23 protein-coding genes, 1 tRNA gene and 1 pseudogene are annotated in these 23,783 nt (G+C 54.5%); 6 read left to right on the top strand and 19 right to left on the bottom strand.

The window, feature by feature from the left end:
• Positions 1-292: 292 nt before the first annotated feature.
• The gene (locus I9018_RS10135) at positions 293-1,180 is read right to left on the bottom strand and encodes a serine hydrolase domain-containing protein (protein ID WP_241109343.1); all 888 of its coding nucleotides are present in this window, start codon (positions 1,178-1,180) and stop codon (positions 293-295) included.
• 212 nt (positions 1,181-1,392) lie between these two features.
• Between I9018_RS10135 and I9018_RS10140 the strand changes: the two genes are divergently transcribed.
• Positions 1,393-1,875, top strand: coding sequence for a hypothetical protein (locus I9018_RS10140; protein ID WP_241109344.1), 483 nt, complete (start codon positions 1,393-1,395; stop codon positions 1,873-1,875).
• Positions 1,876-2,558: 683 nt separating this feature from the next.
• Positions 2,559-4,130, top strand: coding sequence for a GGDEF domain-containing protein (locus I9018_RS10145; RefSeq protein ID WP_241109345.1), 1,572 nt, complete (start codon positions 2,559-2,561; stop codon positions 4,128-4,130).
• Positions 4,131-4,133: 3 nt separating this feature from the next.
• Here the strand turns inward: I9018_RS10145 and I9018_RS10150 are convergent, their stop codons facing one another.
• Together I9018_RS10150 and I9018_RS10155 are read right to left on the bottom strand one after the other, a co-directional pair.
• A complete protein-coding gene (locus I9018_RS10150) occupies positions 4,134-4,655 on the bottom strand; it encodes a GNAT family N-acetyltransferase (protein ID WP_068589240.1) in 522 nt (173 codons plus the stop codon).
• Between the two features lie 28 nt (positions 4,656-4,683).
• Entirely contained in the window at positions 4,684-5,265 is a 582-nt protein-coding gene (locus I9018_RS10155; protein WP_241109346.1) for a GNAT family protein, read from the bottom strand.
• A 229-nt stretch (positions 5,266-5,494) separates the two neighbouring features.
• Between I9018_RS10155 and I9018_RS10160 the strand changes: the two genes are divergently transcribed.
• The gene (locus I9018_RS10160) at positions 5,495-6,322 is read left to right on the top strand and encodes an arylamine N-acetyltransferase (protein ID WP_241110125.1); all 828 of its coding nucleotides are present in this window, start codon (positions 5,495-5,497) and stop codon (positions 6,320-6,322) included.
• Between the two features lie 310 nt (positions 6,323-6,632).
• The gene (locus tag I9018_RS10165) at positions 6,633-8,168 is read left to right on the top strand and encodes a nucleobase:cation symporter-2 family protein (RefSeq protein ID WP_068589234.1); all 1,536 of its coding nucleotides are present in this window, start codon (positions 6,633-6,635) and stop codon (positions 8,166-8,168) included.
• 60 nt (positions 8,169-8,228) lie between these two features.
• On the opposite strand, the gene I9018_RS10170 is transcribed toward I9018_RS10165, so the two are convergent.
• Positions 8,229-8,807 carry an SH3 domain-containing protein gene (locus I9018_RS10170; protein WP_241109347.1) on the bottom strand — a complete coding sequence of 193 codons (579 nt, stop codon included), beginning with the start codon at positions 8,805-8,807 and terminating at the stop codon, positions 8,229-8,231.
• A gap of 96 nt (positions 8,808-8,903) precedes the next feature.
• Positions 8,904-10,058 carry an MFS transporter gene (locus I9018_RS10175; protein WP_241109348.1) on the bottom strand — a complete coding sequence of 385 codons (1,155 nt, stop codon included), beginning with the start codon at positions 10,056-10,058 and terminating at the stop codon, positions 8,904-8,906.
• Between I9018_RS10175 and I9018_RS10180 the strand changes: the two genes are divergently transcribed.
• A complete protein-coding gene (locus I9018_RS10180; protein WP_124346283.1) occupies positions 10,057-10,239 on the top strand; it encodes a hypothetical protein in 183 nt (60 codons plus the stop codon). The two genes, I9018_RS10175 and I9018_RS10180, sit on opposite strands and share 2 nt — an antisense overlap.
• 762 nt (positions 10,240-11,001) lie before the next feature.
• Here the strand turns inward: I9018_RS10180 and I9018_RS10185 are convergent.
• The 14 genes and pseudogenes from I9018_RS10185 to I9018_RS10250 all read right to left on the bottom strand — a co-directional run bounded on the left by I9018_RS10185 (position 11,002) and on the right by I9018_RS10250 (position 21,401).
• Positions 11,002-11,445, bottom strand: a complete 444-nt coding sequence (locus I9018_RS10185; protein WP_241109349.1) for a hypothetical protein — start codon at positions 11,443-11,445, stop codon at positions 11,002-11,004.
• 131 nt (positions 11,446-11,576) lie between these two features.
• Complete coding sequence (locus I9018_RS10190) at positions 11,577-12,239, bottom strand: SDR family NAD(P)-dependent oxidoreductase (RefSeq protein WP_241109350.1); 663 nt, start codon at positions 12,237-12,239, stop codon at positions 11,577-11,579.
• 3 nt (positions 12,240-12,242) lie between these two features.
• Entirely contained in the window at positions 12,243-13,064 is an 822-nt protein-coding gene (locus tag I9018_RS10195) for a sugar phosphate isomerase/epimerase (protein WP_241109351.1), read from the bottom strand.
• 3 nt (positions 13,065-13,067) lie between these two features.
• Positions 13,068-13,997 carry a hypothetical protein gene (locus I9018_RS10200; RefSeq protein WP_241109352.1) on the bottom strand — a complete coding sequence of 310 codons (930 nt, stop codon included), beginning with the start codon at positions 13,995-13,997 and terminating at the stop codon, positions 13,068-13,070.
• A gap of 24 nt (positions 13,998-14,021) precedes the next feature.
• Positions 14,022-14,804: a 1-deoxy-D-xylulose-5-phosphate synthase N-terminal domain-containing protein gene (locus I9018_RS10205; RefSeq protein ID WP_241109353.1), complete on the bottom strand. Its 783-nt coding sequence runs from the start codon at positions 14,802-14,804 to the stop codon at positions 14,022-14,024.
• 21 nt (positions 14,805-14,825) lie between these two features.
• A complete protein-coding gene (locus tag I9018_RS10210) occupies positions 14,826-15,836 on the bottom strand; it encodes an alcohol dehydrogenase catalytic domain-containing protein (protein ID WP_241109354.1) in 1,011 nt (336 codons plus the stop codon).
• Positions 15,817-16,515 (bottom strand): Gfo/Idh/MocA family oxidoreductase, encoded by a 699-nt coding sequence (locus I9018_RS10215; protein WP_346780106.1) that lies wholly within the window; start codon positions 16,513-16,515, stop codon positions 15,817-15,819. The genes I9018_RS10210 and I9018_RS10215 overlap by 20 nt, the downstream gene beginning before the upstream one ends.
• Positions 16,512-16,859 carry a Gfo/Idh/MocA family oxidoreductase gene (locus tag I9018_RS10220; protein WP_241109356.1) on the bottom strand — a complete coding sequence of 116 codons (348 nt, stop codon included), beginning with the start codon at positions 16,857-16,859 and terminating at the stop codon, positions 16,512-16,514. The genes I9018_RS10215 and I9018_RS10220 overlap by 4 nt, the downstream gene beginning before the upstream one ends.
• 21 nt (positions 16,860-16,880) lie before the next feature.
• Positions 16,881-17,594, bottom strand: a complete 714-nt coding sequence (fabG, locus tag I9018_RS10225; protein ID WP_241109357.1) for a 3-oxoacyl-ACP reductase FabG — start codon at positions 17,592-17,594, stop codon at positions 16,881-16,883.
• A gap of 30 nt (positions 17,595-17,624) precedes the next feature.
• Positions 17,625-18,353 (bottom strand): SDR family NAD(P)-dependent oxidoreductase, encoded by a 729-nt coding sequence (locus tag I9018_RS10230; RefSeq protein WP_241109358.1) that lies wholly within the window; start codon positions 18,351-18,353, stop codon positions 17,625-17,627.
• Between the two features lie 784 nt (positions 18,354-19,137).
• Positions 19,138-19,537: pseudogene (locus I9018_RS10235) on the bottom strand (hypothetical protein); the annotation flags it as partial.
• Between the two features lie 179 nt (positions 19,538-19,716).
• Positions 19,717-19,792, bottom strand: a tRNA-Asn gene (locus I9018_RS10240).
• 86 nt (positions 19,793-19,878) lie between these two features.
• The gene (locus I9018_RS10245) at positions 19,879-20,076 is read right to left on the bottom strand and encodes a hypothetical protein (protein ID WP_068576808.1); all 198 of its coding nucleotides are present in this window, start codon (positions 20,074-20,076) and stop codon (positions 19,879-19,881) included.
• 128 nt (positions 20,077-20,204) lie between these two features.
• Complete coding sequence (locus tag I9018_RS10250; protein WP_241109359.1) at positions 20,205-21,401, bottom strand: amino acid aminotransferase; 1,197 nt, start codon at positions 21,399-21,401, stop codon at positions 20,205-20,207.
• A 336-nt stretch (positions 21,402-21,737) separates the two neighbouring features.
• Here I9018_RS10250 and uvrB point away from each other — a divergent pair, with 336 nt between their 5' ends.
• Positions 21,738-23,753: an excinuclease ABC subunit UvrB gene (uvrB, locus tag I9018_RS10255; RefSeq protein ID WP_241109360.1), complete on the top strand. Its 2,016-nt coding sequence runs from the start codon at positions 21,738-21,740 to the stop codon at positions 23,751-23,753.
• The last annotated feature ends 30 nt before the right edge of the window (positions 23,754-23,783 follow it).

Below are 23,783 nucleotides of genomic sequence, written 5' to 3' on the forward strand. Positions count from 1 at the left end.
GCTGAATTCTGGACCATTTTGCTCTACGTGTTTAAGGCGTGTTCTGGGGCGTTTTCAGGTGTTCTTTAGGTGTTGGTGGTACGACACACCACCTAAGGAACTGGCATGTAGCACTTTCGATAGGGCGACTTTCTGGGCAGGAAAGCTGGCAGATGGGCTGCGAGCTGCACGGCTCAGGTCCGCATCAAACGAAATGGACGGCAAGTTTACCAAGAGAGCCGCAGCTTCGCCCGAAAACAGATGGCCCCGCCCTGGTGCGCGATCAAGTGGGTAGGCTGCGCGGATGAACGATTCAGCAAGCTTGCCCCAGGGCTTGTATCAGCTGTCCAGCCACGAAGGTTTCTACCGCGCCTTCGCTGGTGCCTGTTGCAAAGGCCGCACAGCAGGCCGATGTGGCGCCATCGCGGACTCGATAGACCGCGATCACGCTGCCAGGTCCGCAGCCTGTGTGCCCACTAAGGGAAAAACCGCCTTCAATCGAACCCTGCATAACCCCCAGGCCATAGCCAGGCTCGATCCATGGTCGCCCTGGAATCGGACCGCCGAGTGTTCGAGTGGCCTGCATTTCCTTAAGCAGATCCGCGGAGAAAAGGTACTCACAAAGCAAGCGATCCAAGAAGAGCGCCGCTTGCGAAATCGGGCCGACCAGCAGGCCGTGATAAACCCTGGCGGGGTCATAGTTCGATGTGTTCCCCGAAGCCGTTGCCTGTAGGTCTGCGGGTGTCTTGGCGAACCGAACATTCGACAGCCCCAGAGGCGCCAGGGCGCGTTGAGTGACGGCATCATTCAGTTCCAGGTCAGTCATGCGTTCAATCAACCTGCCAACCAGCAGATAGCCAACATTCGAGTATCTCCAATGGGTTCCGGGGGCATATCGAAGTCGCAGACCATCAAGGCGTTGCATCATTTCAGTTGCTGGCCAAGGTGATTCATTGTTGGCAACAGCGGCGTGATACTCCACCAGCTCGCCATAGTCGGCGAGGCCGGCCTCATGTCGCAGTAGCTGGCGCAAGGTGAAAGCGTGACCGGCAATAGGGGCGTCCAGCTCCAGCAATCCATCACGCACCAGTGACAGGGCTGTCGCCGCTAGAACTGTTTTCGTGAAACTCCACCAAGGTGCGATCAGGTCCGAGCGATCAGGCGTTGCAGGCTTACCATTCGAGATGAGCGAACTGAGCATGGGGTTCCTGGGTATTGAGCGGTTCTACAAGATACCTCCATTGATTCCCATTGGCTCGAATCCGCTATCCAGCCATGGTCCTGGCAGCGAGCAAGGTATTGGGCCCATCCTCGATATGGGCTGGCGGCACTTGGCTAGCATGGACGCCGTGTTTCAGCTGAGCCAGAGTTTCGTGGTTTTTCCCTACGCCACATGCACAAGGAGTGAATGTCATGCCTTCGATCAAGCTCGCCGCCCTGACCATGGCCGTTCTGGCTCTCACGGCCTGCGCCGTGCCTGGTAAAACCAGCAGCCAGGACAATGAGGTCAATATTGCCGCGCAACGGCTGATTGGCCAGCCAGCCAAGAAAGCCTTCGAATTGTTCGGCAAGCCCGACCAGGGGATGGGGCCTTCGTCCTATGGCAGTGGTGGCTTCTATGCCTGGAACCGGGTGCAGACCCATCTGGGGCCCGACAAGGTGTTCGTGCAGACTGGCAGCGAATATGTCGGCCAGCGCGAAACATGGGTTGGGGTCGGTGGCCAGGGTGTGGCTGGAGCGATGCCGGTGAGCAGCGAGGCGGTCTATCGCAAGACCGGTTATTACGAGAACCAGACCGTGCTGGATTATTTCTGCAGCATCACTCTGTATACCGACAGCAAGAACATCATCACCAAGGCCAGCGTAATCGATTGCCAGGATCGCCAGCGGCGCTAGGTGTGGTACGGAAAGTACCGTCGTAGGCGTGCTGCATGCCGGAGAGCAGCGTAGCGGCTTCCTGACTGTTTTTCTCGATACGCCAGCCTGTGCGTCGCATCGTTCGAGCGGCTGGCGTAGGTTGCGCTGCCCACGCTCCGGTCCGGAGCCAGATCCTCGTGCGGGCTTCGTCGTTGGCGGCGGTAGCCAGCAACTGGCTCGATTCGGCAGAGGGCGCTGCACAGGTCCAGAATGTCATGCCGGGCATTGTCGCAAATCAGGTCAGGTGGGTGTGGCGCGCATCTTTGAAGGGTGCCTGGGGGAAACGCCTGTAGCGATTACCTGAAAAGTTTTTGTGAATACCCGGTGAGCAGCATGCAGCAACCCTGGAAAAGCCTTTTGCAAGGTGCTCTGTACTACCTGAAAATCGGCTCGGAGCCACTGTTGCGGTTTCCATGGTTCGCACCGGCCTGATCATTGTTGAGAGAAATTCTCAGGTCATGGACGAATACTCTGCTGCACCGGCGATCTATGCTTCAGGCATTGCCTCGTGCAGCCGATAACGGCCCATGGACCTGCTTGCCAAAGTAGTGGGCCCAATAAGCATGGAGCTGATGCTGCGCCAGACGCTGGCGGATGAGCCGGCGAAAAACAACAAGGGATTTGCGTTGCAAATCACGCCTTTTCCCGTCAGGACGACCCTTTTGCCCGTTCCCATTTACGATGCACATCATGCCCCCGGCGGCACCCTGAAGCGCCTGCCTTTGCTCAAGGCGGCAGTGGCCTTCATCGCCATGGTCTTTCTCTGCCTGTGCGGCTTGTTGTATCTGCAGCTCGAACAGTCCTGGCGGCATGACTTGGCCCAGGCCGAGGTCAACTCCATCAACCTCACCCAGGCCATGGCCCAGCAGGCCGAGGACACCTTCATGGAGGCCGACCTGGTACTGATGAGCCTGTCCGAGTGGATCGAAGCCCTGGGCGAGGGGCCAGAGCAGAGATTGCGCCTGCAGAAAATCTTCGCGCGGCGCGTATTGGCCCTGAACCAGCTCAGCGGGGTCTTTCTCTACGACAAGCAGGGGCAGTGGATGGTCAGCTCCTTCAACGACTCGCCCCATGGCGAGGAGGTAGCGGATCGCGATTACTTTCGCTTCCACCAGCAGAATGCCTCGTTGCAGGTGCACATCAGCCCGGCGATTCGCAGCCGTGCCAATGGCGAGTGGATCATTCCGATTTCCCGGCGGATCAACGACCAGAATGGGGATTTCCAGGGGGTACTGATGGCCGGCATCAAGCTGGCGTATTTCGACCAGTACTTCAAAAGCTTCAATATCGACGATCAGGGGACAATGTTCCTGGCCCTGTCCGACGGGACGCTCTTGGCGCGGCGGCCATTCGAGGAGCGCCAGGTCGGGGCGTCGATGGCCCGTGGTGAGATCTTCAGCAAGTACCTGCCTGAGGCCACTGCCGGCAATGCCATGATCACCTCGATCGTGGACGGCATACCGCGCCTGTATGGCTATCGCCAGTTGCAGGCCTATCCGCTGGTGGTGGCTGCGGCCAACTCCAAGGATGCGATTCTCAAGGGCTGGTACTCCTCGGCCTACCAGTCCAGCGCTATCGTGGCCCTGGTGTTGCTGGGCGTCGGCTTGTTCGGCTGGGTGTTCGTGCACCAGGTACGCAATAACGAGCGGATCGAGGCTGACCTGCGCGAGGCGCAGGAGGCGCTGGAGGTGATCGCCACCCATGACAGCCTGACCGGCCTGGCCAACCGGCGGCTGTTCGAGCGCTCCTTGGCGATCGAGTTCAGTCGCGGTGCCCGGCAAGGCAGCCCGCTGGGGCTGATCATGGCCGACATCGACTTCTTCAAGAGCTACAACGATACCTATGGCCATGTCGCGGGCGACCATTGCCTGAGCCAGGTGGCCCAGGCCCTGCAGCAGTGTTGCCAGCGCAAGGCCGACCTGGCGGTGCGCTATGGCGGCGAGGAGTTCGCACTGCTGTTGCCCGATACCGATATCCATGGCGTGCTGGCCATGGCTGAGCAGGTGCGCCAGAGCGTCATGGCACGCAACATCACCCACTCCGGTTCTCCGGTCGGCTGCGTGACGGTCAGTCTGGGCTGCTACTCCTTCGTGCCCAGTGGCCGCGACAGCATCGAAGTGTTCATCGAGCGAGCGGACGCAGCGCTGTACCAGGCCAAGGCCACGGGGCGCAATCGGGTGGCGGCGTTAGCGATGGAAACGCTGCCGGAGCAGTTGCAGCGTTCTGATCGTTGAGGGCTACCAGGTCTTGCAGAACACCTGATTGCCATAGCGGTTGCCGCCGAATTCATAGTGGGTGGTGCCGACCGCGTCGTATCCCTGGGCCAGGTAGAAAGCAAGCGCTGGATGATTGCCATCCCAGGCGGTGAGCCACAGGCAACTGGCCTGGCGCGCTTGTGCCAGGCTCTCGGCCCTATCTAGCAAGGCTTGGCCAATTCCCTGGCGATGAGCATGGCGCTGCACATACAGGCGTACCAGTTCCATGCCCTGGGAGAGTTGTGCCAGCGGCGGCCGGATGTTGTCGCCGAGCTCGGCAAATCCCAGCAGGTGTCCCGCGCGCTCGGCCAGTAGCAAGACCTTGCGCGGATCCGCCAGGCGTTGGCGAAATTGCTGCGGTGCATAGGTGCTCAAGGCTTCCTCGGCCAGGTCCGCGCGCATGCCGTCGGTGGCGTAGGTATCGAGGAAGACCTGGGTGGCCAGGCCGCTGATGCACAGGGCGTCCTCGACTTGTGCGTGACGAAAGACAACGGGGGTGGACATGACTACATCCTTGTCGGCAAAGACTTGCTCAATGGGAGGTGTGTTCGAGCAGCTGCTCCAGGTGCCGGCGCACCTCGGGCCACTCGTCGTCGATGATGCTGAAGCGCACGGAATTGCGTTTGCGGCCATCGGGCATGATGCGCTCATGGCGCACTATGCCTTCTTGCTGTGCGCCCAGGCGCAGGATCGCGGCGCGAGATTTGTGGTTGATTTCATCCGTGGTGAACTGCACTCGCACGCAAGCCATCGTCTCGAAGGCATGGCACAGCATCAGGTACTTGGCCTCGGTATTGACGAAGCTGCGTTGCCAGCGACTGGCAATCCAGGTGCTGCCAATCTCCAGTTTTCGATTGTGTCGATCGATCTTCCAGAAGCGTGTGCAGCCGATGACCTCGCCGGTGGATCGCAAACACGTGACGAAGGGCTGCACGGTGCCGTTGGCGCGGCCATCGAGGGCGGCGGCCAGGTAGCGGTCGATGGTGTCCGGGGAGGGCACCACGGTGAAGGGCAGGTTCCATAGCTCGCCATCCCGGGCGGCAGCGACCAGGGCATCGGCATCGCTGGCTTGCAGGGGGCGCAGAACGATGCGGGGGCCTTCCAGCGGGTACATGGCACGGCTTCTCCAGAGCGAGGCGAGGGGGCATTACAGGATCGTCGCTGCCTCTTGGCAAGAGCCAATCGAGTGCCAATTCAATAAAAAATATCAGGCGAATCGATTGTCGCGGCTCGTGCTTTCTGGCTTATACATCAGCCGGGTATGCCAGGGCCTGGCGTTGCTCGAATGGATCGGTACGCGGATTGCCGGGGCCCGGCGCGACACTCATTTCAAGGACTTGTACATGAGCCAGCCGAACCAGATGAATTTCGATCTCTACCTGCATCGCCTCGGGTATGACAGCCCGCCGTCGCCAACCCTGGAGACATTGCGGGAGCTGCAGCTGCGTCATGTCTGCCGGTTCACCTTCGAGAGTCTTTCGACGTTGTTGCAGGTGGCGGTGCCTATCGACCTGGCATCGGTGGAACGCAAGATCCTTCACCAGGGGCGCGGAGGCTACTGTTACGAGCTCAACCAGGTCTTCCTGGTGCTGCTGCAGTACCTGGGTTATGAGGTCCGGGGCATCACCGGCCGGGTGGTGATGGGAGGGCCGGAGGATGAGCTCACCGCCCGTAGCCATCGCTTGACGCTGCTGCACCTGGACGGCCAGCGCTATATCGTCGATGTCGGTTTCGGCGGCATGGTGCCCACCGCGCCGCTGTTGCTGGACACCGAGCAGGAACAGGCAACGCCCCATGAGCCTTACTGCATCACCGAGCGTGAGGGCAGCTATACCCTGCGAGCCAAGGTCGCGGACGAATGGCGAGCGATGTATGTGTTCGACCTGCAGGTGCAGGGGGACGTGGACTACGAAATGGGCAACTGGTACGTCTCGACCCATCCGGACTCGCCGTTTCTCGGCCAGTTGAAGGTGGCGCGAATCGGAGCGGGTGTGCGCCATACGCTGAACAACGCCAGCTATGCAATCCATCGGATGGGGCAACCCAGCGAGCGACGGCAGATCTCCGACGTCGGGGAGTTCATGCGACTACTGCAGGACGAGTTCGCCTTGCGCTTGCCGGATCATCCCGACCTGCAGCGTACGCTCCAGCAATTGCTCGAGGCCGGATGATCGCAAGGCTGCTTGGGACCTTTTCTTGCAAGGGCCGACTCGTTCATCGAGTCGGCCTTTTTTTATGATGTTTTTTTAAGCTCCGAAGTGTCGCTGCCGTGGTGGGCGGGGCCATGGAGTACAGGACTTGGCAGAGGCTCTGGAACGGCTTTTTCGCCTGAGCATCCAGATAGCGCGGGCGGCTCCGAGTTGGCAGGGATGCACCAAAGTGGCCCGGGACTTGGCAGATAAACTGTATACAATCATATGGACAGTTGTCTTTGATGTTGCATACAGTGTGTCCATAACAAAAACAGGAAGCCCTCACACCATGACTACGCCCCAGGTTTCACCGCAGCGGCCCGAAGACGAAAATTTGGGTGTTGGCGCAAACATGGCCTATGGCCTGCAGCATGTTCTGACCATGTATGGCGGTATCGTCGCCGTGCCTTTGATTGTCGGCCAGGCAGCCGGCCTGTCCTCGGCAGAGATCGGTTTGCTGGTCGCGGCCTCGCTGTTTGCCGGAGGGCTGGCCACTCTGTTGCAGACTCTTGGCGTGCCGTTCTTCGGTTGCCGGCTGCCGCTGGTACAGGGCGTGTCCTTCGCGGGTGTGTCGACCATGGTGGCGATCGTCACCAGTGGTGGTGAAGGCGGTTTTCAATCGGTGCTGGGGGCGGTGATTGCCGCGTCGTTGATCGGCTTGTTGATCACCCCGGTGTTTTCCCGTATCACCAAATTCTTCCCGCCCTTGGTCACTGGCATTGTGATCACCACGATCGGCCTGACGCTGATGCCCGTGGCGGCGCGCTGGGCCATGGGCGGCAACAGCCGGTCGCCGGATTTCGGCAGCATGTCGAACATCGGCCTGGCCGCTGTCACCCTGGTGCTGGTGCTGATGTTGAGCAAGATCGGTAGTGCGGCGATTTCCCGGCTGTCGATCCTGCTGGCCATGATCATCGGTACCGTGATCGCCGTATTCTTGGGCATGGCCGATTTCTCTGGTGTCGCCCAGGGGCCGATGTTCGGCCTGCCCACGCCGTTCCACTTCGGCATGCCGACTTTCCATGTCGCGGCGATCCTCTCGATGTGCATCGTGGTCATGGTGACCTTGGTGGAGACTTCCGCGGACATCCTGGCAGTGGGGGAGATCATCCATACCAAGGTCGACTCCAAGCGCCTGGGTAATGGCCTACGGGCCGATATGCTATCGAGCATGATCGCGCCGATCTTCGGTTCCTTTACCCAAAGCGCCTTTGCCCAGAACGTCGGGTTGGTGGCGGTTACCGGAATCAAGAGCCGCTTCGTGGTCGCCACCGGCGGATTGTTCCTGGTGATCCTTGGCCTGTTGCCATTCATGGGGCGTGTGATCGCCGCAGTACCGACCTCCGTGCTCGGTGGGGCCGGGATCGTATTGTTCGGCACCGTGGCGGCCAGCGGTATCCGCACCTTGTCCAAGGTCGACTATCGCAACAACATGAACCTGATCATCGTTGCCACTTCCATCGGCTTCGGCATGATCCCGATTGCCGCACCCAGCTTCTACGATCATTTCCCCAGTTGGTTCGCGACGATCTTCCATTCCGGTATCAGTTCCTCGGCGATCATGGCGATCCTGCTGAACCTGGCCTTCAACCATTTCACCACCGGCAACTCCGACCAGCAGTCGGTGTTCGTCGCCGGTACCGAGCGCAGCCTGCGTTTCCAGGACATCGCGGTACTGCGCGAGGGAGACTATTTCAGTGGTGGCAAGCTGCACGATGCCGAGGGCAATGAGGTGCCCTTGGTGGCTGATGGCTTGGTGGGCGATGTGCAGGCAGAGGGCGCGACGCCCAGCCATGCGAGGAGCAGCGTAGAGGCGACTCACTGACGTGAGTGGCTGTCGTAAGCAACCGGCGCCTTGGGGCGCCGGTTTTGCATCAGGGCCTGGTTATTCCAGGTTTTCCAGCGGGGCCAGTGCCTGGATGACCTCGGCGTCGTCTTTGTACTGCTCGCGCAAGCTGGCGAGTTGGCGATCCAGGCCGATGCAGGTCTTGGTGGCTTTTTCCAGCTCCGCGCGGCGCTCGGCGTCGTAGGGCTCCTCTGCGGCGAAGTGCAAGCATTCTTCATGGCGCTGCACAAAGGTCGTGACCTCGGCTGGCAGTTGAGCGCGCCCATAGTGACCGGCGAATTGCAGGCGCTGCTCCTCGACCCAGCCGGTGTAGTCTTCACCACCCTTGGCGATGTACATGACCTGGGCCCAGCCGTTGTCAGTGGAGGCGTACACCGTCAGGCCATCGCCAGGGATCACGAAGAGCTTCTTGTCCACGCAGGCGGGGTTCGGAGCGCTGTGAAAGTGCAGGCGGCCCGTGCCGGTAACCTTGGCCTCCAGGGGAGGGCGGTAGTCGCCAGCTTCCTGGGAGGCGCTTTCGCCCAGGGCGGCGCAATCTATCGCTGGGTTGGCCAGGGCGGGTAGCGGCAATAGCAAGAGCATGCCGCACAGGGGCAAGAGGCGCAGGGGTCGGTCCATCGCAAGGTGTCCATGAAGGCGGGTTGAAGGGCGCGATGGTAATGACAAAGACGCGGCCTGTGAATGATCGGCGGCCGCGTCTTGCGCTTCGGCGCGTTACTGTGCGGCTTTGAACTGTCCCTGGCGCACCAGGGACAGGGCGAATACCACCACGATGGCGGCGGCGGCCGACAGGGTCAGTGGCAGGCCATAGCTACCACTGCTCATGGCTGCGCCACTGAGCAGTGGTCCCAGCAGGCTGCCAATGCCCCAGAGCAGGCCGGCACTGGCGTTGGCGGTGACCAGGTCCGGGCCGCTGAAGGATTCCCCGATCAGTACGATCGCCAGGGTATAGATGCCGCCGGCCACCGCACCCAGTATCACCAGGCTCGGCCATAGCAGGCCTGGGGTTTGCATCAGCATCGGCAGGCCAAGACCGATCAGCAGCGAGATGATGCCGCAGCCCAGGTAGATGCCCGGACGTCCGAGCTTGTCCGAGAGCCAGCCCAGGGGAAACTGGAATGCCGTGTCGCCCAATAGAATGATGGTCACCATCAGTGCTGCAAGCTTGATGCTGTAGCCGTGGCCGGCGGCGTAGACCGGAAACAGCGACAGCACCATGCTGTCGAAGAAGGCGAAGAACAGGATGCCCACGCATAGCGCCGGGGCAATCCGAATGAAACCCAGCACGGAGAATGTCCGGCTCTCGGCATGGGGGCTCGGCGCATCCTCTTGGGGCAGGATCAGCCAGACCACGGCAATCGCTACGGCGTAGCCGACGCTGACGATGGCCAGCACGGCCGGTCCCTCGGTGCCCAGCAGGGAGACCAGGCCCGGGCCCAGCAGCTGAAAGAAGGTGAAGCAGGTGGTATAGACCGCGACCAGTCGCCCGCGGGTGGCATCTTCGGCCATTTCATTGACCCAGGTTTCGCCGAGAATGATGATCAGCCCGGCGCCCAGGCCCATGCTGATGCGGGCCAGGCCCAGGCTATAGAGGCCGGTACCAGGCACATCCAGGGCCGCGACGCTCAGGGCGCAGAGGCTGAAGCACAGCAGATAGATCTGGCGACGGGTGAAGCGTTGGCACAGCGTATTGACCAGGAACGCCGACAGCATCATGCCGGCTGCCGGCAGGGCTGACATGAGGCCTATCTGGTTGTTGGACGCACCGGCCTGGTAAAGGCGCAGGGCGAGGATCGGCACCGTGGAGCCAATGCTCAGGCCAACGATGGAGATGCCCAGGATCAGGGCGGCTAACAAAGCTTTGTTCATGGCTCAGGACCTGCACCTGAAGATTCAGGCGCCAAAAATAAGAGAGACCGGCTGCGTCATGGCGCGGGCCGGCGTGCAGGCAATTGCTGGGTGGTTAGCTCGATCGCTGGCGGTGGCTACCGGCCGGCAGATTCAGGGTCGGCTGGCGGCCGGGACGCTGGTTGTCCTGACCCTGCGCTAGCGCGCGCGAGCCGGTTTGCAGCTTGGAGTCGCAGCCAGTCGCGATCAGCGGCTGTGCTGGGGAGGGGAGAACGTGAAGGCGAACAGCACGCTGCGGCGTCGACGATTGATCGCGCAGTCATGCTGGGCAACGACCACTTTGGCCGAAGAGGATATCGAGGGAGAGCTGCACGGTGACTGTGCTGACAGGAACATCATCGTCTTACTGACCGGAAAAAGAGGCGCACAGCCTACGCCAGGCTTTTGCGGCAAAGCAACCCGTCGAACGCAGGCGTGGGTTTTGGGCAAGAGCCCGTATCCGCACACCCAGCTTGGTGCACGGATTGGACAACAGATAAGGAGATAGCTTGAGCTGGTTTGCTAAAAAGAGCAGGGCGCCCTTTATGGTGTTTAGCAAACAGTCTGGAAGATGGCGCCGCAGATGGGATTAAAAGAGAGCAATAAATACCTGTATCACAATGAGTTTATGCTGACTGCTAGAATCTTATTCCCTGTGATGTAAACGTATTTTTAAAGCCGTTAGTGACGAAAATAGTTCGGGAGTTGTATTTATACGTAAATTGCAGGCTCAATGATTGAGCGAGTGCTGGCAGTTTTTTTCGCGTAGCGACGCAGACCTAAAGCCGATGAATGCCTGTTTATGCAGCCAGGATGGACAGATAACTCTGTCCGCTGCTGAGACAATGTCCTTCACTAAGGCACTCTGGAATAGTCTGCGTACTTAATGTCGCGACATATTTTACGGCACTACAGTGCCTGTTGTTTACAAGGGCTGCGAAAAATAGGCCTTGAGGGTTTCCTTGAGCCTTGATTGAGCATCCTGCACCTCTTGAGGCACGTCTGCTTGGGAGCTACAGAATCTTTTTCGTGCCCAGCTGAAAAATAACGGGCCATCAATAATACGTTCATTGTGCTCCGCTAAATATAATGTGGTTGCGGAAGCATACCGAGGGAAAATATGAAAGTGCAGCTCAGGATTGAGCTCGGAAATACGCATTATGTATATTTTTTCAGGGGAAAACAGAGTGTTTAGTGCTTGTTCCGCAAAAGCCAGTCCGTTGAATAATTCGACTTTCTCAGAAAAGCTGAGTTCTGTAAGTTTAGATGTTGGCCGCTGAAGCGAAATGATCATGTAGCCAGGAATTTCACAGTCTCGGCAGTGAGATATTATTATGTGTTCTCCCAAGTAGATCGTTCTTGCTGACATGACTAGCCTCCCATATGCCAACCATGATTAACGTGTAGGGTTTGTCCTGTTAAGCTCATGCCGGAGGTTAGTAGAAAAACTAGTGTGTTCACAATTTCCTCTGGTGAGCCAAGTTGGTGACTGGGTATTTGTTATTTCAAATATTTGATAAAGCCATCATCGAACTTACCCATTCCACCGGATACCGCGCCGGGAGCAATAGCATAGACGGGGATTTCAAATTCGCTGAGTTCGCGCGCCAAAGATTTTGTGAAGTTGATTACTCCAGCTTTTGATGCGCTGTAGTGTGCGGCGGAAACACTATAGGGGAATATTTGATGAGCGTCGACCCCAGAGCCGGTAACACCCATCATGGATGCAATATTGATAATTTTTCCTTTCTTGGGTTTCAATGCACTGAAGAAATATTTACACATCAGGAAAATGCTTTTTAGATTGGTTTTCATTACAAAGTCCCACTCCTGATCATCGATATCCAGGGTCGGTATTCTCTTACCATCGGTTAGTTTTGGAGAGATACCCGCGTTATTAATCAGTATGTCGATGTCCCTGAATTTATCCTGGACTATCTGTGCCGCATTTATCACTTCTCGGGAAGAAGAAACACTAGCCTCCAGTGCGAGAACGTGAGTTTCAGGGTGTTGGCTGTGGATCTTTGACTGGAGGGTGGCTAAATTACTTTTGTGATTGTCGATAATTACTAAGTTGTAACCAATACTTGCCAGTCGCATGGATATACATGTGCCGATTGTGCCTCCTGCACCTGTCACAACGGCGGTCAATACCTCTCGCATAGCTTATGCTCCTAGTTGCTGTAGCGTTGAAGTGTAGGAGTTGAGCACCGAATCAATATGGTGCTTTGACGTTGAGTTTTTGTTCAATACCTCAAGACTAACCGGTGCCTTGACACCCATTTCACGCAGGGTCTTAAAAAACTGAATGAGAGGAAAGTCACCCAGGCCGGGTGCTACCCGGTATCCACGGGTTATCTCGATCAGTGAAAGCGTCGAAAAGAGCTCAGAGTCATTAATCAAGTCGTTGATATGAATGAGAAAAATTTTTTCCGGTGGGATCTTTTGCAATGCTTTTAAATCTGGGTCTCCCATAAAAAAATGATAGGTATCTAACAAAATGCCTACATTGTCTCGGTCGATGGTGGCAAGCTGCTCTTGTAAATCTGTGATTGAAGGAATTTCTGTCCAGGGAAGGAACTCAATCGCTAGAGAAATATTTTCTAACTCTAATTTTTTTGAGAGCTTTCTGATATTTTCTCTATACAGCGTCGGTTGAAGGTTTTCTCCAAATGTCGCCGCTGTAAGAAAGGGGGCGTTGAATAACTTTGCATAATGAATCCCTCGTGAAATTTCATGCTGTAGTTCTGGGTGTTCATAACTATGAGTGAAAAGTAGTTTTAAAAAATTAATCTCAATTACGTCGACTTTTTTAGTCTTTAATGCAGAGCTTATGTCCTGCAGGTCGGTGTTTTTTTGACCGAGCCAGAGATCAAGTTTTTCGAACCATAATCCAATTCCGGAAAATGAAGAGTCAGAGATCAAATTTATCTTTTCCAATGGTGATATACCAAATCCGAAGCTGCCCTCATTTATATAAATTTTCATTGATTAACTCTCCAATATATTAATGCATTTATTGATGATTCCATGGGCGTTAAGTTTGTGGAACTCTAAAGCTCGGTCATAGGTTTGGTTGCGGACGATTAAATCTCCGACTCCCAAGCAATGTATTCTGCTACCGGCTTGCTTCACGGACCATGAAAATCCTATGGAGGCTCCGGTTCCGCAGAACGCCAGGTGTTCTTCGACGATCAGCAGGTTTTGGTAATGGCGTACGTATTTTTGGGTGCTGGACTGTAAGCGCTTAACATCCAGATCACACAATGGATGCACAGAGATATTAAGGTTTAAATTTGACTTCAAGTATTCAGAAGCAAGTAGACTTCGTTTTACCGACTGGCCTGTCGCGAGTATTGCTAAGGTCACTGAGCCGTTGAGTGCGGATGAGTCTGAGGTTATATGTAGGTCAAGATAGTCACTTTCGGGAAGTGGGTTCTCAATTCTAAAATATGAAGGTCCTTGGTGCTCAAACGCATCGTCGAGGCAGCGTTTGGTGCTGAGATCGCTGTAGGGTGAGTATATGTTGAGGTTCGGCAGCGAGCGAGTGACATTGATGTCATCTATTTGTAAGTGCGTGTATCCCTGGTCAGAGTAATAGAGGCCACACCAGAGGCCGATAAATATAACTTTGAGTTTGTTCTCACAAATTATTGAACGTAGTTGTTCGTATCCTCGGTACAGCAGAAAGGTCGATATCCCAAACACGAACACCGTGGCTCCTTCCCGAGCAAGTCCAGCGGCGATGTCGAAAGCGTTTTGTTCGGCCACTCCCACATCGATAAAACGATGGCCCAATTGACTCCTGAATATATACAGGTTTGAAGATATAGCGGAGTCAACAGCAATAACGTAAATGTCAGAGCTTTCAGCGTGTAAAATGATATAGTTGTTGATGATATCCCTTAGATCTTTCTTCATCTGCGCGGCTCCTGGCGTGATTCATTAAACGTCCAATTCGTTTTTTACAAAGTCTAATTCCAGTGCTGTAGGAACTCGATAGTGCCAACTGAGATCTCGGGCGCAAAAGCTTATGCCGTGACCTTTTACGGTATGGGCAATCAGCACAGAAGGGCCTGCAGTTTTATTTCGCTTAATGGTGCTAATAGCATTGGTAATTTCTTCGGTGCTATGTCCGTCTACACTGAGTACGCTACAGCCAAAGGAGATTAGCTTGTCGACCAAGGGCTCTATATTCATTACAGTCGCTGTAGGGCCATCAATTTGAACCTTATTGTAATTGATGATGATGATCAGGTTGTTGATCGAGAAGTGCGCAGCGGCCATGATTCCTTCCCAGTTGCTACCCTCGTCAAGTTCGCCATCACCGATAACCACATACAGAGTGCTTTCTGCAATATTATTGAATTTTTTATGCAGGCCCATTCCTACAGCCATGGAGATTCCATGGCCGAGGGAGCCCGAGGTCATATCTGAAAATGATAGCTTGTCATTAGGGAACATGGTCAAATTTGATCCCTCTTTTAAAAAATCAGAGAGTTCAACTTTTTGGTTTCTCAGCGCATCTTGCACGCAATATAGGGCCAGTGCTCCTTGGCAAGAACTCAGCAAAAACCTATCACGCGGTGCTTTATAGTGAGTTGAAAAAACGGACCACAAAATTTCCACCATCGATAGCGAAGAAGCAATATGCCCTCCTCTCGATTCATGGCACAGTTTGAATATCTGATAACGGATGTTTCTTTCAATATGCCGATAGCTAAGCATGCGATGTCCGCCACATTGTTCTCAGTTGAAGTTAAAGGCTGATTTGATCCCTTTTTGGCTCCGAGCGAAATTGAACGCTTGTTGATATTCATGCGGACTAAAGAAATGAGTTGTCAGTCCACTTAGCTTGTGGCTGTTGGTTTCTATGTAGTTACAGGCCGCCACCATGTGGCGGTTCTGTATGCCTTTGCTCGTTGATATACAGCACCCACTTTTGACAATGTCAGAAGAGCTGATATTTTTTTCTGTTGAAAGGTTCAGAACTCTAAGGTGTCCGCCGGGTTTACACCGGCCCAGTGCGAACGCAGCGCCGGAACTGGTATTACTCGAGTCAATGACGAGGTCGTACTGTTGCATTGTTGTTGGAATGGCATCAGACCTAAATGCATTTTTTGCTCCGAGGCTGAGTGCTTTTTCAAGGCGATGATCGTCGCTACTTATGCCAAAAATATCGACCGAGTGATCTCTTTCCGCCAATAAGAGCGTATGTAGAAGACCCAGTATCCCAGGCCCGACGACCGCGACCTTCAATGCCTTATTTCGAGGCTCCTCAAAAATACTGGCAGTGGAGTTCAGGGCAATGGAGAGTGGCTCTGCGAGCACACTGATTTGGGGAGGGATGTCTTTCGATATTTTATGAACCATTGACTCGTCGATGGTTAGGTATTCAGAAAACGTACCGTTGGTATTGATACCGATGTGCAGCCAGTTGCTACAGTAATTAGTCAGGCCTTTTACACATACAGCGCATTTTTGGCAGGGGAAAACGGTCTCAAATACCACGTGATCTCCCGCCTTGAAGAGGCTACCAGAAGAGCTTTGGGCAACACGGCCGCACCCTTCATGACCAAGTATGCCATTGGGTTTTAATAAAGTTTTATTGTAATACTTTCCATCGATGATTTTTAGGTCAGTCGAACAGATTCCGGCTAACTGGATCTTGATTTTTATAGGGTGAGGGTAAAGTTTGGCATCATGCTGCTGAACATCCTGACAGTTGACACGTTCTCCATCATAGATTAAGGCTTTCACTTTTAATCTCCTGTTTTATTTTGTCTACAACGACCATGTTACTCAGCGCATCGTCTATGTTGACCAAAGGTGTGTCTTTACCCTCGATGATTCTTATAAAATGGTCCATTTCTAGTTTGAGCGGATCCTCGCATGCAATTTTTGAATTGATAACATTCGCCGAGAACACGGAAAACCAATCTCCGGAACCATCGTAGGGATATAAAGTTAAGCTTGGAAATGTGATAACGCCTTTGTCGCCAAAGACTTTAAGGAAGTCCACATTGCTTGACGGAAATGAACGGTTTTCATTCATCGTTTTTTCATAACTAAATGGTGATGGAATGTTATCCCCTATTAGTAGAGTTCCGATAATCTCGTTTTCTAGTTTGAAAATAGCAGTGATATTTTCTTCGATAGCCAAGTGCCTACTGCTTTGGCCCAAGATGGCCTTGGTGAGATTGATTTCACCAAATAGAAACCTGACAGTGTCTATTTCATGAATTCCATTGATTGCTAAAGGTCCTCCCCCTTGGCTTGCGTGAATTCTCCAGTTGGTTTCATCATTGTTGAAATACTCGTCATTTTTCTTGATGCACCACACTGATTCAAAAGAAATGACGTTTCCTATAGCGCCACAATCAATGGCTCTTTTGAGCTCTTGCAGTTTTGGAGAGAATCTTCGGTGATGCCCTATCAGTGCAGTACAATTGTGCGTCTGAAGTGTTTTTTAATCTGGACGATTTCTGAAGAGTCATGGGCTACCGGTTTTTCAATCAAGAAAAATTTAATTCTTTCTGCGCTGAATTCAATTATTTCTCGAGTTAAATTATGAGGGCCGGCCAAGACTAATGCGTCTAAATTTTCCTCATCAATCATTTTTTTATAGCTGTCATAGGTTTGAACTTTACTTTCAAGGCTCGAGACTTTGGAGTGATCTTTGTAAGTGAGGCCTTTGACCAGGGCTTTGTTGGAATGATAGCGTTGAATGTTTTTTAGATGTTTCATTCCGTGGTTGCGACCAACAATACCAATGTTCAGCATGGGTCGATCCTCCTTGGCTATTTATCGCCCACCGGCGACTCTGAACAATTCACCTGTGATGTAGTTAGCGTCTGAGCTGGATAGAAAAAATTCTGCACCGGCAATATCTTCAGGCAGCGCAATTCGTCCTAGAGGAACCAAATTTACAAATCGCTCTAAGGTCTCGGCAGACAGCTCCAGCGCGGCATCTGTCAGGGTCAGGCTGGGCATGATCGCGTTGACTCGGACGTTGTACGTCGCCAACTCCTTTGCCAGGGATTTCGTCAGGCCGATCAGCGCACTCTTGGAGGTTGCGTAGGCGCAGGCTCCGGGGTATCCATCGGTGGCGGCTACGGAAGCCACGTTGATGATCACTCCTTCACGCCTTCTCTTCATGTCAGGTATTACTGCTTTACATAAATGAAAGACGCCATCTAAATTGGTAGCGAGGACGTTTCGCCAATCGTCATGATCAATATGTTCTAGACCATCAGATGGTGGTTGCTGGATGCCTGCACAGTTAACGAGAGTGTTTATGTTTTCAACTTCTGTAAGTATCTGGTCGATACAGTGTTTTACTGAATTTAAGTCACGAACATCACATTTTATTATGTGGATGTTTGCGTGAGTTTTTCTGGTTTTGTCAGGGTTTAAACACAATGCAAATACTGTGTCACCAGCTCTTGCGTGCCTCTCTGAGATGGCTAGGCCGATTCCTCTAGTACCACCACTAACGACAACGACTCTATTGGACATAGATATTTACTCCCTAGAAGGTAAGTAGGATCAAGTTATTACCCAACCTCCATTGCAATCAAGTGTGGCCCCATGCACATAATCAGCGTGTTTGGAGATTAAAAATAAGACAACTCCTGCAATATCTTCGCCCTTGCCTAGTCTACCCAAGGGGACATGGTTCTTCGCCCAGTCGGCGCTCAGGTTGGCATTGCAGATCATATCGGTGTCTATACGGCCAGGCGCAATAGCATTAACAGTAATGCCACAGCTCCTTAACTCGTAAGCAAGTCCTTTAGTTAAACCAATAAGTCCTGATTTCGACGCGATGTAGTCAACGGAGGCGAGTACTCCCCCAAATCTTGCTGAAGCCGAAGATATATTTATAATTCGACCATAGTGATTCTTCTTCATGTGAGGAATCACTTGCTTGCAGGTATAAAAAGCTCCGGATAAATTGGTGTTGATTACTTGGTGCCAAATATCATCTTGGATGTCCTCAATCAAAAAGCGTCCGTCGGATTTAATGTGAGAGACACCAGCATTATTGATGAGTATATCGATGCTGTGGTGTCTTTCAATAATTTTGTTAATCATTGAAGAGACGGAGTTTGAGTTGGAGATGTCACATTGGATGTATTCTACACCCTCAGGAAGTTTAGATTCAGAATGAGACTTAGTGCCACAGGTGATGACCACTAAGTATTCTTCGAGTGCGAGCAAATTAACGATAGAGAAACCAATGCCTCTGGTTCCTCCCGTGACTAGAGCAACTTTCATAAAAATGTCTTCCATGAAAATTAACAAAATGACGATATAGATAGCTTGCTATCTATATCGTCATTTGTTTGTTGTTTGTTAGACTTTTTAAGGGTTAATACTTGGGGTGTCAATATCCAGTGTGGTTTTCTTTGTTGGTTGATTTAATTGGGTTTTTATAGTTTTTATAGCGTTGAGAGATAAGTAGATTGTGTTTATTTCGATGTGTTCTTGGTGGAGGGGTGTTGATGGTGGTCATTCCAAGGTGGTTGTAAGAATAAATTTAGGCTCTCCACAATATTCGAGCGGTTTGTTGGATATTTATTGGTCGGATATTATTGCTGGCAGGCTCACATGTGAACGACCGCCGTGTACGGCACCTACGACTACAGCGGATTGAGCTAAGGGCATGAGCTTCACCAAGCTTGAAGCCTCGTCTGTTACGCTAGTGCTATTCAATCTCACATAAACACTGGATCAGTATCGCGATACCTGTAGCATGACTGTTATGAGTTAAGCGCTGGCTCATGAAGGCAGCAATTGGTAGTTTCTGACCTTCGTTTAGTGGTTCAATTATCTGGGTCTCCCGGGGGGAGTGAGTAATTATATAGTTGGTAAATAGTAATGATATGCCGATTCAGTGTGCTGGATTAGGTTGTGATTTAATAAAGCCAGGCAAAATTTTTCTTTATCAAGTCCATAGATTGTGTCGTTGCCAACGTTTAGCGATCTCTGTTTGGATAGCCTTCGTCTGAGTGTCTAATGGTTAACTAAGTCCGAACATGAGACTTAGTTTTTTCTCGGACTAATTAGGTGCATCCCATGCCTGAACTGATGCGATTGAATCTAGTTGTAGCGATGTATCAGGTAATGACTGGTGTCTTGGTGGGCTTCTTGAGTTGTCATGTAGCCCGCGGTTGGTACCCATTCAGTTTTCGAACTGTGGGATACGCGCTAGTAGTTTCCACGAAGGCTCATGTTCTGACGAATGGTAATGCCAGAGCCGTTTCGAGGTACCGGGGCGTTTGACCGTCGTTTGTTTGTAGACATGTGATCCAGGTTGTTCAGGCCACGCACTTTGAATTGCCCGATTTGCTAGCCGTCTTCCTGCATCATGGGCATGGGATGCGACTGCCAGCGAGGCTTCGACTTTGTGTAAACAGTTCGTTGATCAGGCCGCGTAACCGATGCCGTTCAGCGTCCGGAGGTCAGTGCCTGAAGTAGAGGGTGGAGTAACGCGAGAGAGTGACGTCAAAGAGCGTACAAAGCCAGTCGCGAGTCGCCTGGTATCCACTGGGATCTGATAGAACGCCCAAACGCAAAAAACCGCCATAAGGCGGTTTTTGGGGTCAGAGATTTTGAAAGCTCTCTCTGGAACTCTATCTGGCTCCACGACCTGGACTCGAACCAGGGACCCAGTGATTAACAGTCACTTGCTCTACCAACTGAGCTATCGCGGAATGCGCCGTATCTTACTGATTCAAATAGGGAAGTCAAGGGCGGCGGGTGAAAAGAATAATTTTTTACGCGGCGCGCCTTATGTGCCTCAGCCGCCGAAGGTGAGGCTGCCCAGCATCAGTTTGGTCATCAGCGATGTGGCTGCCAGTTGCACCAGCCATAGCGCCAGGCCACCGAGGAACACCCCCAGGGCTATCTGCAGGACCAGGTTCTTCTGCCGTTTTTGTGAATGGGACGGATAGCGTTCCGGTTCGTCGCGCTCGGCTCGCAGGTCATCATCTTTCATTGGGATTCTCGCTAGGCGGGTATGGCTAGAGTCTAGAGCGTGCGGCGTTTTTCCGAACACATAGTTCGCATGCGCCCATGAAAAAGGGGAAGCACGATGGCTTCCCCTTTTTTGCTTGTCCAGGATGATCAGATCACCTGGAGGATGGCCTTGGTCACGACATCGATGTTGCTTTGGTTCAGCGCTGCGACGCAGATGCGGCCGGTATCCAGGGCGTAGATACCGAACTCGCTGCGCAGGCGACCCACTTGTTCGGCGGTCAGGCCAGAGTAGGAGAACATGCCGCGCTGGCGGCCAACGAAGCTGAAGTCGCGATGTGGGGCGCCCTTGGCCAGCAGGTCGACCATCTGGGTGCGCATGCCGCGAATCCGCAGGCGCATTTCCGCCAGTTCCTGCTCCCACTGGGCACGCAGTTCCGGGTTGTTGAGCACCGCGGCGACGATGGTGGCGCCATGGGTCGGCGGGTTGGAGTAGTTGGTGCGGATCACGCGCTTGACCTGGGACAGCACGCGGGCGCTTTCTTCCTTCGAGCTGCTGATGATGGACAGCGCGCCGACACGCTCGCCGTACAGTGAGAACGACTTGGAGAAAGAGCTGGAAACGAAGAAGGTCAGGCCCGAGTCGGCGAACAGGCGGACAGCGGCGGCATCTTCGTCGATGCCATCGCCGAAGCCCTGGTAGGCCATGTCCAGGAACGGCACCAGGTTCTTGGCCTTGACCACTTCCAGGACGTTCTTCCAGTCCGCAGGGCTCAGGTCGACGCCGGTCGGGTTGTGGCAGCAGGCGTGCAGGATCACGATCGACTGCTCTGGCAGGGCGTTGAGATCCTCCAGCAGGCCGGCGCGGTTCACGTCATGGGTGGCGGCATCGTAGTAGCGGTAGTTGCGTACCGGGAAGCCGGCGGTCTCGAACAGCGCGCGATGGTTCTCCCAGCTCGGATCGCTGATGGCAACTACGGCGTTGGGCAGCAGTTGCTTGAGGAAGTCGGCACCGATCTTCAGGGCGCCAGTGCCGCCGACGGCCTGGGTGGTGACCACGCGGCCGGCCGCCAGGAGGGGCGAGTCGGCACCGAACAGCAGCTTCTGTACCGCCTGGTCGTAGGCGGCGATACCGTCGATCGGCAGGTAGCCACGGGAAGCATGCTGGGCTGCGCGGATCGTCTCGGCTTCGACAACGGCGCGCAGGAGTGGAATGCGTCCCTCCTCATTGCAGTACACGCCCACCCCAAGGTTGACCTTGTCGGTACGGGTGTCGGCGTTGAATGCTTCGTTGAGGCCCAGGATTGGATCGCGTGGTGCCATTTCGACAGCGGAGAACAGGCTCATTTTACGGCGGCTCTGAATGGAGTGTGGAGGGACGTGTCGCGCTCCAGCCGAATGCACTAGAGCGGTGCACAAACGGGGAGCTAGTATAGAGGCCATCATCGCGGCGGGCGACAGGCTATTAGCCTTTTGCGACAAGTTTTTCGGGTTATTTTCTGACCGTTAGTCTTATTGCAACATTCGGCGTGTTAGCGGGTGTAGGGCCTTTACCTTGAAAGCTGTGGGATTTGGCTCCACATTCTGAATATTCCCGTTTTCTTTCCTCGACGACCTGGGTCGTACGTGGTCTTTCCCATTGTTGTCCGGTCGCGCCGCGCAGGATGATTCCAGAGGTAGGTTATGTCTGAGTTCCAGCTCGTTACCCGTTTCCAGCCTGCCGGCGACCAGCCGGAGGCCATCCGCCTGATGGTCGAAGGCATCGAGGCCGGCCTGGCGCACCAGACCCTGCTCGGTGTGACCGGTTCAGGCAAGACCTTCAGCATCGCCAACGTCATCCAGCAAGTGCAGCGCCCGACCCTGGTACTGGCCCCGAACAAGACCCTGGCGGCGCAGTTGTACGGCGAGTTCAAGGCGTTTTTCCCGAACAACGCAGTGGAGTACTTCGTTTCCTACTACGACTACTACCAGCCCGAAGCCTATGTGCCGTCCTCCGATACCTTTATCGAGAAGGACGCCTCGATCAACGACCATATCGAGCAGATGCGCCTGTCGGCGACCAAGGCGTTGCTGGAGCGCAAGGACGCGATCATCGTCACCACGGTGTCCTGCATCTATGGCCTGGGCAGCCCTGAGACCTACCTGAAGATGGTCTTGCACGTCGATCGCGGCGACAAGCTTGACCAGCGGGCCTTGTTGCGACGCCTGGCGGACCTGCAATACACCCGCAACGACATGGATTTCGCCCGGGCCACTTTCCGGGTGCGTGGCGATGTGATCGATATCTACCCGGCGGAATCCGATCTGGAGGCGATCCGCATCGAGCTGTTCGATGACGAAGTGGAAAGCATCAGTGCCTTCGACCCGCTGACCGGCGAGGTCATCCGCAAGCTGCCGCGCTTCACCTTCTATCCCAAGAGCCACTACGTGACCCCGCGGGAAACCCTGCTGGAGGCCATCGACGGGATCAAGGAAGAGCTGCAGGAGCGCCTGGAGTACCTGCGCTCCAACAACAAGCTGGTGGAAGCCCAGCGCCTGGAGCAGCGCACCCGTTTTGACCTGGAGATGATCCTGGAGCTGGGTTATTGCAACGGTATCGAGAACTACTCGCGCTATCTGTCCGGGCGTCCCGCCGGTGCGCCGCCGCCAACCCTGTATGACTACCTGCCAGCCGATGCCTTGCTGGTGATCGATGAATCCCATGTGAGCGTGCCCCAGGTCGGCGCCATGTATAAAGGTGACCGTTCGCGCAAGGAAACCCTGGTGGAGTATGGCTTCCGCTTGCCGTCGGCCCTGGATAACCGACCGATGCGTTTCGACGAGTGGGAGGGCATCAGCCCGCAGACCATCTTCGTCTCGGCCACTCCTGGCAACTATGAGGCGGAACATGCCGGCCGGGTGGTGGAGCAGGTGGTGCGTCCCACGGGTCTGGTCGACCCCCAGGTGGAAGTGCGTCCGGCGCTGACCCAGGTGGATGACTTGCTGTCGGAAATCACCAAGCGCGTAGCCCTTCAGGAGCGTGTCCTGGTGACCACCTTGACCAAGCGCATGGCCGAGGACCTTACCGATTACCTGGCCGATCACGGCGTCCGCGTGCGCTACCTGCACTCGGATATCGATACCGTGGAGCGTGTGGAGATCATTCGCGACTTGCGCCTGGGGACCTTCGACGTGCTGGTGGGGATCAACCTGCTGCGCGAAGGCCTGGACATGCCGGAAGTGTCCCTGGTGGCGATTCTCGATGCCGACAAGGAAGGCTTCCTGCGTTCCGAGCGTTCGCTGATCCAGACCATCGGTCGTGCCGCGCGCAACCTCAACGGCAAGGCGATCCTCTACGCCGACAACATCACCGGCTCCATGCAGCGTGCTATCGGTGAGACCGAGCGTCGTCGTGACAAGCAGCTGGCTTTCAACCTGGCTAACGGCATTACGCCAAAGGGCGTGGTCAAGGACATCGCCGACATCATGGAAGGCGCCAGTGTGCCGGGCTCGCGCAGCAAGAAGCGCAAGGGCATGGCCAAGGCTGCCGAGGAGAACGCGCGCTACGAAAACGAACTGCGCTCACCGAGCGAGATCACCAAGCGCATCCGCCAGCTCGAAGAGAAAATGTATCAACTGGCCCGCGACCTCGAGTTCGAGGCGGCGGCGCAAACACGCGACGAAATCAGCAAGTTGCGCGAGCGGTTGCTCAACGTCTGATGGCCGCGTCCAGCCTGCTGCGCTTGTTGC

The organism is Pseudomonas sp. MPFS, assembly GCF_022537035.1.
Classification (GTDB): Bacteria; Pseudomonadota; Gammaproteobacteria; order Pseudomonadales; family Pseudomonadaceae; genus Aquipseudomonas; species Aquipseudomonas sessilinigenes.